We start from the raw sequence: 9,235 nt of genomic DNA on the forward strand, positions 1-9,235 counted from the left end.
GATAGCGCTTACAATAAAAACATCTTAATGATACCGAGGGGGAATTTGCAATGTTCAAATTACAAACTGGATTAGGATCGTTAATTGGAACTATCGGTGGTAATATGCTGAGTGAAATTTTTATTTGGCGTGATAAAGCCTTGAAGAAATAGTATTTTAGAACATTCTTGAATTAGAATGTTCTTTTTTTATATGGATTTATTAAAATCTTTGCGTTATCATTACAGGCAGATTTTAACTTTATGAAATTATTTTTAATCTTAGGAGGAAATATTATGGCATATCAAGGACAAGAATCATCGGTATTTCAAGGCAGAAGCTTTTTGAAGGAGAAGGATTTTACTCCAAAGGAATTAGAATATTTGATAAATTTAGGTTTACATTTAAAGGCTTTAAAAAAGCATAATATTCCTCATCATTATCTTGAAGGTAAGAATATTGCTTTACTTTTTGAAAAGACATCAACAAGAACTCGTTCATCATTCACTACGGCCGCGGTAGATATGGGTGCTCATCCTGAATTCTTAGGTTCACATGATATTCAACTTGGTAAGAAAGAATCCGTTGAAGACACAGCTAAGGTTTTAGGAAGAATGTATGATGGAATCGAATTTAGAGGATTTAAACAAAAAACAGTTGAAGATTTAGCTAAATTTTCAGGAGTTCCAGTTTGGAATGGTTTAACAGATGATTGGCATCCTACACAAATGATTGCTGATTTCATGACAGTTAAGGAAACTTTTGGAAAAATTAAGGGAATTACATTAACTTTTGTGGGTGATGGTCGTAATAATATGGCTAATAGTTTCTTGGTTGCTAGTGCGATGTTAGGAGTTAATATTCATATTCTGGCACCAAAAGAATTGTTCCCAGAGCAATCTGTTATTGACACTGCTAAGTACTTTGCCAAAGATTCCGGTAGTGAAATTCTTATTACAGATGATATTGATAAAGGTGTTAAGGGTTCTAACGTCATTTATACTGATGTTTGGGTCTCAATGGGTGAAGAAGATAAGTGGGATGAAAGACTTAAACTTTTGACTCCTTATCAAGTAAATATGGAAATGTTGAAGAAAACTCAAATGCCAGATGATCAATTGATTTTCATGCACTGTTTACCTGCTTATCACGATACTTTAACAACAACTACACATGATGTTTATGAGAAGTATGGACTAACTGAAATGGAAGTAACTGATGAGGTCTTCAGAAGTAAATATGCTCGTCAATTTGAAGAAGCTGAAAACAGAATGCATTCAATTAAAGCTATTATGGCCGCAACTCTAGGGCATATGTTTATTCCAGAAGTTTAGAATTAAATTGTAATTGATTTTTCTTTGTGCTAATATACTTATGCAAATGAAGGATTAATTAATCAGATGATTCTAAGCGAGATCAGATATTGGTGAGAGCTGATCGTATCAAAGGTTAAGTCGCACCCTTTCTAAACAGTTAAATACTATTTTGAGTGGATATTTATCAATTAGAGTGGTACCGCGGGAATTCTCGTCTCTTTCAAATTTTTTATTTGGAAGAGGCGTTTTTTATTTTGAGGAGGACTATATGAATTCAAAGAAGCAAGTAGTAGAAGCCTTGGCCAAGGTTTTACCAGCAGAAATTACTGCTGACCAAATTAATAAGTTAATCGAAAAGCCTAAGACATCGGATTTAGGTGACTACGCTTTTCCAACATTTATTCTAGCTAAAACAATGCATAAAGCACCTAATATGATTGCTGAAGAATTAGTTGGAAAAATGGATCAAGCTGGATTTGAGAAGATTGTTAATACGGGCGCATATATTAACTTTTTCTTAGATAAAGCTGCTTTTTCAGATGCAATTTTAAAAGAAGTTTTAAAAGAACAAGACGACTATGGTAACCAAAATGAAGGTAACGGTGGCAATGTTCCAATCGATATGTCATCACCTAATATTGCTAAGCCAATGTCAATGGGTCACTTACGTTCAACTGTAATTGGTAATTCAATTGCTAAAATCCTTACTAAACTTGGTTACTCACCAATCAAGATCAACCACTTGGGTGATTGGGGAACACAATTTGGTAAATTGATCGTTGGTTACAAGATGTGGGGTTCAAAAGAAGAAGTCGAAGAAGATCCTATTAACAATCTTCTTAAATATTATGTTCGTTTCCATAAAGAAGCAGAAGATAAGCCAGAACTTGACGATGAAGCTCGTGCTTGGTTCAAAAAAATGGAAGATGGCGACAAAGAAGCTCTTTCATTGTGGACTTGGTTTAGAAGTCTATCATTAAGTGAATTCCAAAAGATTTATACACGTTTAGGTGTTGAATTTGATTCATTTAACGGTGAAGCTTTCTACAATGACAAGATGGATGCTGTTATTGATACTCTTGAAGAAAAGAACTTACTTAAAGAAAGTCAAGGAGCAGAAATTGTTGATCTTTCAGATTTGGATCTTTCACCTGCTTTGATTAAAAAAACTGATGGCGCAACACTTTACATTACTCGTGATCTTGCTGCAGCTATCTATCGTAAAAACACTTATAAATTTGTTAAATCACTTTATGTTGTTGGTAGTGAGCAAGCAGAACACTTTAAGAAATTAAAGGCTGTCTTGAAGATGATGGGATATGATTGGGCAGATGATATTCATCATATCGAATTTGGCTTGATCACAAATGGTGGTAAGAAGCTTTCAACTCGTAAGGGTCGTGTTATCTTACTTGAAAATGTTTTAAATGATGCTGTTGATCTTGCTAAGAAGCAAATCGAAGAAAAGAACCCAGATCTAAAGGATAAAGATCAAGTTGCTGAATCCGTTGGTGTTGGTGCTGTTGTTTTCCACGATTTGAAGAATGAAAGACGTGACAGCTTTGACTTTAATCTTGAAGAAGTTGTTCGTTTTGAAGGTGAAACTGGACCATATGTTCAATATACAAATGCCCGTGCTTTAAGTATTTTGAGAAAAGCTGGGGATGTTGATTTTGATGGTGATCTTACTTTAGATGATCCAGAAGCTTGGGATACTTTGAAATTGATTCAAGAATTCCCAGATATTCTTTCACGTGCAGGACGTATTTATGAACCATCAGTAATTGCTAAATATGCCTTGAAACTTGCAAAGAGTTTCAACCAATATTATGCACACAGTAAAATTTTGACAGATGATGCAGGACGTGTTGCCAGACTATCACTTGTTAAATCAGTGACAATTGTTTTGCAAATATCCTTAGGACTTCTTGGTGTTAAGGCTCCAGAGGAAATGTAAAAAACAATTATGAATCGAAAACTTTTTATTGAGTTATCTGAAATTAGAACTACAATATTAGATTTTGCATGGTTTGTACTTGCCGTTAGTTATTCATATCTAACAATTGGTACGTTTGATTTTTTGAACGGCATTTTAGGATTTATTGCGGTGTTATTTATACATATTCTTATTAATTTTCATAATAATTATATGGACTTTAAACACTCTAAGAGTGAGGAATACCGTAGAAAAATTAGTACCATCGGTATTAATCGTGAATCATTGGTAATAGTTAAGAAATGGATGTACGGTTTGACCATTTTTCCATTATTGATTGGTGTATTTCTGATTTATCGAACTAATTGGTGGACACTTTTGATCGGGATTATCTGTGTTCTCATTGGTTTTTCATATTCAGCAGGGCCAAGACCACTAAATTCAACTATTTTTGGATCATCAGTGGTGGCTATTGCCATTTCCATATTAATTCCAGTTGTTTATGTCTACTTAGGGACTGTTGACAGTGGAAGATTAACTTCAAGCATGATTATTAATGCAGTTATAGTTTGTTTGCCGAATGCATTTGCAATGTTTTCAGCTCAACTTTGCAATGATACTTGTGACTTAGAAGCTGATAAGAAAAATGGCCGTCATACATTAGTTGTTCAGATTGGAAGAGCTAATGCATTAAGTTTGTTTAAAGCTAGTTGGTGGTTAACGTTTTTGTTGATACCAATCTTAGCAGTTTTACAAGTAGTACCTTACATTACAATGATAGCTGTGCTACTTTACCCAAATATTTGGGATAATTATCATCCTTATTTAAAGGAACAAGTTAAAAGAAAAACTTATCCTTTAGTTATGAAAGCCGTTGTAAGATTGGTCAATACGTATGTTTTATTAGTTGCTGTCGGGGCGATTATTAAACTAGTACGATCAATTTTATAGTAGTAAAAAGAAAGATCACTCCTAAAATTTCTTTCTAAAATGCAAGAGTGCAACACAACATGTTCAGCTTTCGAGCATTAAGGCAAAATAGACCATTAATCCAACGGATTAATGGTCTATTTTGTTTTAAGCGGAAAAAGCTATGTTGTGTTGCACGTTTAAGCCGTTATTTAATCACAAAGTGTTTGTTTAAGTTCAGAGGGATCTATATTAGCTAATCCCCAATCACATATAGCATCAACAACGGGAATCAAGGATTCACCTTTAGTAGTCAAATTATACTCAATATGTAACGGTTGTTCATGGAAATCATGTCGATTTACTAAACCGTCATGTATCATTTGTTGAATTTGTTCAGATAGGATTTTGTGAGTTATTGGATTTAGATTTCGTTGCAGGGCATTAAAGCGAGTATGTGGATCAGAATTAAGTTCATAAAGGATTCTGATTTTCCATTTTCCTCGGATTAATTGCATTGTAGCGTCGAATTCATTTGCGTACATCTTTTACCCCTAACATCCCAGTAACCAAAAAGTGCGTACTAGGAAAATAATTATCTCAGTTTATAATATTAATTCGTAGTCGTCAATTGAACGCAATATAAGGAGATATAATATAAATGAAAAAATTAATCGCAATTACAGGTGCAAGTTCAGGTTTTGGTGCTGAAATGGCAAAAATATTTAATGCCAATGGTTTTCCACTTTTGTTACTTGGACGTCGTACTGAAAAGATCGAAGAACTAGGATTAAATGGTGAAGTTATGATCAGACATGCAGATGTAACTAATCAGGAGGAATTATCAAAAGCCATTAAAGAGGCTGAATCTGTCTATGGACCAGTTGATTTATTGGTTAATAATGCAGGTGTCATGTTGTTAGGTAATGTTTGGAAACAATCAGCTAAAGAATGGAAAACAATGCTTGATACTAATGTTTTAGGTGTACTTAATGGAATGCAAGTCGTACTTCCTGGTATGAAAAAGCGTCATCATGGAACTATTATCAACATGTCATCTATTGCTGGGTTCAAAGCCTTTCAAAATCATGCTGCATACGTAGCAAGTAAATTTGGTGTCCATGGTCTAAGTGAGACTGTTAGACAAGAAGTTTCAGGAGAAAATGTTCGTATAATGTTAGTCGCACCGGGTGCAGCTGAAACTGAATTACTAACACATGTTACTGATAATAGTGCGTTGAGTGAATATGAAGATTGGAAACAATCTATGGGTGGAATTACCCTTGATCCTAAACATGTAGCTGAAACAGTTAAATTTATGTATGATATGCCTCAAGAAGTAAATATTCGTGAAGTGGATATTGCAGCAACTCGTCAAGATAGCTAATTAATTGTTATTTTCTGCCTATGGTGGTTCAATGTGTTAGACTCAAAATGAGTCACATAGAGGTAATGACTATGAAAAAAATAGCAAAGGTATTGTCGTTATTGTTGCTGTTTGTTTTAGTTGGTTGTTCAGCATCTAAAGTTTCTGAAGAATCAAATGCCAAATTACAGGCAGTTAATTATCTAAAGTTGTCTAAACGAAAAAGAGAAGAAGTATATTTCAATTTTCGTAAGTCTAAATCAGCATATAATTATGCAGTAAATATGACTATTACTAATAAATCTGATAAGGATGTCAGATTCTATTTAGGAAAATTTATTATCTTGAATGCTGATGATCCGGATTTAGAGATAAGTTCTAGTTCAAATAAAGATGTTGTGGTCGAACCTAATAGCAGAGTGACTGTTCATCATCTGTTTGAACATATTTCACAAGTGATTTTTAATGGCCCAAGTGGGTATTATTACCTTAACAGCAATCATTTATTAGCAAATCTAAAATGAGTTTTGAATATTAATTAAAAGATAGGAGCTGTGACGTGAGTCACAACTCCCATTTTCTTTTCCGAATTTATACAGATTATGATCCGGTAGTGGAACTTTTTTTGTCATACTCTTTAATGTTGAAAAATATAATAGTGAATAAATTGAATATAATAAATAATATTAAAAAAATAAAGGTTTCCGACAAAATACTATTGCCAATAGAAATAGTACTTCTAAATGCATTTACAGAAATAGTCATCGGTAAATAGGGATGAATGGTTTTAAAGAAGTTGTTGGATAACTCAATTGGATATGTACCAGCAGAACCACCTAATTGAATTATCATAAACAATAACATTAACCAAGCTCCAGTCATGCCAAATATTAAATTGAAAAACGTTACGATACTTAGAAATGTCACGCCTGTTAATATAACAAATTCATAGGTTTTGAGAATTTGTAATGGTTCTAGGCCACAGAAAGATACAAGTAAACCATACATAATTGAAGCGGCTATAATAATGAATCCATATAAAAATAACATTTTAGATAACCACCAAGCCAATCCATTTTTAGGATCGTTATGGGGGGTATATGTATCATAAATAATATTTAAGGTAATGCATCCTACAAATAGTGCAACTGACATCAAATATGGAGCCATACTGGTACCGTTGTTTTTGACATAGGTGGAATCGTGATGGACCAGTTTGATAGGGTCTATTATTTTAGAAGTGACGTTTGATGGATGAATCGATTGACCAATGATTTGTAATTGTGTTGAATTCTTTGCATTGAGTATAGTCTGTTTCAATATAGTTTCAGAGGCATTATTCCTTTTTACTAATTCGGTTAAGTATAGTTTAGAGATCTTATCATTTATTTGTCTTTGAATTTTTTCAATTGCGGTCGTACTCATTTTCATAGCTACAAAACTATGACCAGCACTTGTGTAGTAATCTAACTTGATCCGTTTAGCATTTGGTTCGGTTAAGTCAGAAGATTGTTTGGAGAATTCCTTTGGTATTTGGATGATCATATAAACTTTTCCAGTGTTCAAATCGTTGTGTGCTTTAGATTTCGAAATAAATTTAAAGTTTAGTGATTTATTTTTTTTAAGTGACTTTGTAATCTGCTTTCCAAAATCAATTGTAGTGTCATTATTTTTAACTGCTCTATCTTCATTCACTACGGCAACTGGTAAATTCTTGGTTTCTTGATATGGATTCCAGAGCGATGATAAAAATATAACAGCATAAAAAGCAGGTATCAAAATAATACCTAATAAAATTCTGATTTGGGATTGGTCATGTTTAAAGATATATTTAAGTTCAGATGTAAACATATTGAACACCTCGATAACTTATTTTTGAATGAACCATTCGTTCATTTTTTGATCGAGGTAAGAATATATCGTTTGATTCGGATATTCAAATAAAAAGCACTTACTAAATTTCATAACCTTTAGTAAGTGCTTCAATGATAGTTTTTGACATGATGTCCATATTGTATTTGTTTTTAGAATTTTCAAATGAGTCATATTTTTTATGTGTTGACCACCAAAATACAAGATCAACGATCAACATAGAATCATAAGTGGAATTCTCTGTTTTACGAAAGGTTGATTTTTTATTAAGGTAAATAGCAATGTTTTTATACAGAGTTTTTCGATATTTTTCGTATAAGTTTAATAAATTATGATCGATTGTAGGATTCTTTTCTAGTATTAAGAAGTAGCGACCGTATATTTTGAAAATATCAAATAAATCTAAAATTAAAGATTCCATTGAATATGAGTCGTTAGTTGACAACAAATTAGCATTTAGTCGTTCAGTATATGTTTCGTAGGTTGATTCAGTCATCTTTATCAAATGATTCGTTGGAACTTCGTGTAATGGAAAGTCGTGTGAAGAAGTTAGGTAGTTTTTATCCAAGTTAGCTAAAAAAATGAAGTCAATTAGGGCTCTTTTACTGTCAAATAGATCATATAATGAACCGACTGAAATATTTGAAAGTTGAGCAATGTCTTTCATTTTGGTTTCGTTATATCCAGAATTAATAAATAGTGTGCAGGCATTTTCAAATATATTTTTCAATTTAGTATCTGTTTTCATTTGAGTAACCTCATTCTTGATAGAATATATACATAGAATAACATTTTAGGAATTTAAGTTATTAATACAGATTTTAAATGACAAAAAATTTAAGTTAGGTGTTAAAATAGCTGCAAATTTTGATACCATCATCCGGAAGGTGATCTTTTGGATTATAAAGAGTTTGAAAAGAATAGTCTGCGTGAAATTAGGACTTCACAATTTATAGCATTTTTTAATGTTTGCTTTTATTTAATTATTTCAATTACTAAATTAGTTGTCGGTTATTTAGCAAATTCTACAGCCCTAAGTGCCGATGGATACAATGGTGCTACCGATACTTTATCTTATTCTATTATTATCTTAGGGCTCATGTTTGCCAAACGTCCAGTAGATCAGTTCCATAAATTTGGTTATGCAAAAGCTGAAACGATGGCTACTTTAATGACATCTGTTTTAATTTCTGAAACTGGTATGTGGGTCATATATCAAGGCATCAGAAACTTTTTGAACGGGAATGATATTAGACCTGATTTTATAGCTGCCTTTGTTGGTATTGCTATAGGACTTTTAACTTTTGTTGTTTATGAAATTAATAGATATATTGCAAAGAAAATAAATAGTCAACCGCTACTAGCTTCGTCACACGATTTACGTTTGGATGCAATAACTAGTATTACAACAGGATTTACTATTATAATCTCTAGTTTTACATTTGCTTGGATCGATAAGGTGAATGCCATTATTATTGGAATATTTATGATGAGGACAGCGTATAAAATATTCGATAACAGTGCTTTTAGATTGATTGATGGCTTTGATAAAGATAAGTTAAATCTATTTGAAAATGAAATCATTAAATTTAAAAAAATCGATAAAATTGAACGGATTAAAGGTCGTGAATATGAAAATGATATTTATCTGTCGGTCGTTGCCAAAGTTGGGCAGAAGATGACTGTGATGGAATCTATGAAGTTAAGAAACAGTATTCAAAAAGATTTGCAAAAAAAATACGGTATTTTTGAATTAGATATGCAGTTTGTAACTAGTTAAATTACGTTAAATATGCATTAGTGTAAAAGGCACCCGTAAAATGTAGGAAAACGGCAGGTTAGAACTGTTGGTTTTCC

At 32.5% G+C, this 9,235-nt stretch carries 9 protein-coding genes; 6 read left to right on the forward strand and 3 right to left on the reverse strand.

The features are described from left to right. Positions 1 to 275: 275 nt before the first annotated feature. From argF to FC72_RS09820, 3 genes are all read left to right on the forward strand, one after another. Positions 276 to 1,313, forward strand: coding sequence for an ornithine carbamoyltransferase (argF, locus tag FC72_RS09810; protein WP_157051158.1), 1,038 nt, complete (start codon positions 276 to 278; stop codon positions 1,311 to 1,313). A gap of 250 nt (positions 1,314 to 1,563) precedes the next feature. Continuing rightward, the gene (gene argS / locus FC72_RS09815) at positions 1,564 to 3,252 is read left to right on the forward strand and encodes an arginine--tRNA ligase (RefSeq protein WP_057767268.1); all 1,689 of its coding nucleotides are present in this window, start codon (positions 1,564 to 1,566) and stop codon (positions 3,250 to 3,252) included. A 9-nt stretch (positions 3,253 to 3,261) separates the two neighbouring features. Continuing rightward, positions 3,262 to 4,182: a prenyltransferase gene (locus tag FC72_RS09820; protein WP_057767270.1), complete on the forward strand. Its 921-nt coding sequence runs from the start codon at positions 3,262 to 3,264 to the stop codon at positions 4,180 to 4,182. Positions 4,183 to 4,352: 170 nt separating this feature from the next. On the opposite strand, the gene FC72_RS09825 is transcribed toward FC72_RS09820, so the two are convergent. Continuing rightward, positions 4,353 to 4,685: a winged helix-turn-helix transcriptional regulator gene (locus tag FC72_RS09825; protein WP_057767272.1), complete on the reverse strand. Its 333-nt coding sequence runs from the start codon at positions 4,683 to 4,685 to the stop codon at positions 4,353 to 4,355. A gap of 116 nt (positions 4,686 to 4,801) precedes the next feature. Between FC72_RS09825 and FC72_RS09830 the strand changes: the two genes are divergently transcribed. Both FC72_RS09830 and FC72_RS09835 read left to right on the forward strand, forming a co-directional pair. Next, the gene (locus FC72_RS09830) at positions 4,802 to 5,527 is read left to right on the forward strand and encodes an SDR family oxidoreductase (RefSeq protein ID WP_057767274.1); all 726 of its coding nucleotides are present in this window, start codon (positions 4,802 to 4,804) and stop codon (positions 5,525 to 5,527) included. A 71-nt stretch (positions 5,528 to 5,598) separates the two neighbouring features. Further along, positions 5,599 to 6,030: a hypothetical protein gene (locus tag FC72_RS09835; RefSeq protein ID WP_057767277.1), complete on the forward strand. Its 432-nt coding sequence runs from the start codon at positions 5,599 to 5,601 to the stop codon at positions 6,028 to 6,030. 76 nt (positions 6,031 to 6,106) lie between these two features. Here FC72_RS09835 and FC72_RS09840 read toward each other — a convergent pair whose 3' ends face one another. Both FC72_RS09840 and FC72_RS09845 read right to left on the reverse strand, forming a co-directional pair. Further along, positions 6,107 to 7,357, reverse strand: a complete 1,251-nt coding sequence (locus FC72_RS09840) for a YhgE/Pip domain-containing protein (RefSeq protein ID WP_057767279.1) — start codon at positions 7,355 to 7,357, stop codon at positions 6,107 to 6,109. 103 nt (positions 7,358 to 7,460) lie between these two features. Beyond that, positions 7,461 to 8,126, reverse strand: coding sequence for a TetR/AcrR family transcriptional regulator (locus FC72_RS09845; RefSeq protein ID WP_057767281.1), 666 nt, complete (start codon positions 8,124 to 8,126; stop codon positions 7,461 to 7,463). Between the two features lie 147 nt (positions 8,127 to 8,273). Here FC72_RS09845 and FC72_RS09850 point away from each other — a divergent pair, with 147 nt between their 5' ends. Then, entirely contained in the window at positions 8,274 to 9,158 is an 885-nt protein-coding gene (locus FC72_RS09850) for a cation diffusion facilitator family transporter (RefSeq protein ID WP_057767283.1), read from the forward strand. The last annotated feature ends 77 nt before the right edge of the window (positions 9,159 to 9,235 follow it).

The sequence above is a fragment of the Companilactobacillus tucceti DSM 20183 genome (assembly GCF_001434665.1).
GTDB lineage: Bacteria > Bacillota > Bacilli > Lactobacillales > Lactobacillaceae > Companilactobacillus > Companilactobacillus tucceti.

Coding starts and splice junctions, on each gene's coding strand:
- FC72_RS09835 (WP_057767277.1), top strand. CDS start 5,599: ATGAAAAAAATAGCAAAGGTATTGTCGTTATTGTTGCTGTTTGTTTTA.
- FC72_RS09845 (WP_057767281.1), bottom strand. CDS start 8,126: ATGAAAACAGATACTAAATTGAAAAATATATTTGAAAATGCCTGCACA.
- FC72_RS09840 (WP_057767279.1), bottom strand. CDS start 7,357: ATGTTTACATCTGAACTTAAATATATCTTTAAACATGACCAATCCCAA.
- argF (WP_157051158.1), top strand. CDS start 276: ATGGCATATCAAGGACAAGAATCATCGGTATTTCAAGGCAGAAGCTTT.
- FC72_RS09825 (WP_057767272.1), bottom strand. CDS start 4,685: ATGTACGCAAATGAATTCGACGCTACAATGCAATTAATCCGAGGAAAA.
- FC72_RS09820 (WP_057767270.1), top strand. CDS start 3,262: ATGAATCGAAAACTTTTTATTGAGTTATCTGAAATTAGAACTACAATA.
- argS (WP_057767268.1), top strand. CDS start 1,564: ATGAATTCAAAGAAGCAAGTAGTAGAAGCCTTGGCCAAGGTTTTACCA.
- FC72_RS09830 (WP_057767274.1), top strand. CDS start 4,802: ATGAAAAAATTAATCGCAATTACAGGTGCAAGTTCAGGTTTTGGTGCT.